Here is an 814-nt window from a genome sequence, read left to right as displayed (position 1 = left end):
ACACCCGGAATCGCCTCGTTCGGCTTCGGGATGAACGCGTCCAGCCAGCGGGTCATCACCCGCTCGAACTCCTCGTCGCCGATCGCCCGCAGCCGGTCGGCGTTACGCGGGTTCACCGCGCACAGGTCGGACCACGAACCGGCCGGTCCGGACAGCCGCAGCACCGCCTCGACACCGCCGGCCCGGACCGCACGCAGCTCCGGCATGACGTAGACACCGGCGAGGCTCATCGTGCTGAAGGTGCCGCCGACGATGCACCAGATCGCGAGCCGGCGGACCTTCCCGGGGTACAGCATCGTGAAGACGACCATGTCCCGGGCGCCGCCGGAGCCGCCCACCGCGACGACCCGGTCGATGCCCAGCTCGTCCAGCAGCCGGCCCAGCGTCTCGGCCCGCATGTGCGACTCCGACCGCCCGAACAGCTGGATGTCGGAGCGGCCGCAGTTGGGCCGATCCCACAGCAGCACCCGCTTGCCGCCCTCGGCCAGCGCCTGCGCGAGCGGGCGCACGCCGGGGTAGTCCTTGCCGAACCGGCCGCCCGGGGTCAGCACGAGCACCTCCCCGTCCGGCGGACCGATCAGCTCGTACACGACGACCCCGCCGTTGACCTCTACCTCCGCCACCGTCCCGCTCCTCGCCCGTGCGCTACTCGTCGATGAATTCCAGCAGCGCGGGCACCGCCTGCACCCACGGGTCGAAGAGGCTGCCGCGGCCCTCGGTCGTCGCCCGGACCGCCTGCTCCCACGCGTCCTCGGGCCACGGCGGCTCGATCAGCCGGGAACCCTTGATCAACGCGTGCACCTCCAGCGAGGTC

The 814-nt window shown here is 72.2% G+C and carries 1 protein-coding gene; it reads right to left on the bottom strand.

Annotated elements, in window-relative coordinates:
* Positions 1 to 623, bottom strand: a 623-nt coding sequence (locus IEZ31_RS55840; protein ID WP_190258302.1) for an alpha/beta fold hydrolase, incomplete at its 3' end; no start/stop codon positions are given.
* Positions 624 to 814: the final 191 nt, after the last annotated feature.

Source organism: Dactylosporangium sucinum, from assembly GCF_014647515.1.
Lineage (GTDB): Bacteria > Actinomycetota > Actinomycetes > Mycobacteriales > Micromonosporaceae > Dactylosporangium > Dactylosporangium sucinum.
Note: the sequence above shows the minus strand (reverse complement) of the source record. Positions and strands in the feature narration are given on the sequence as shown.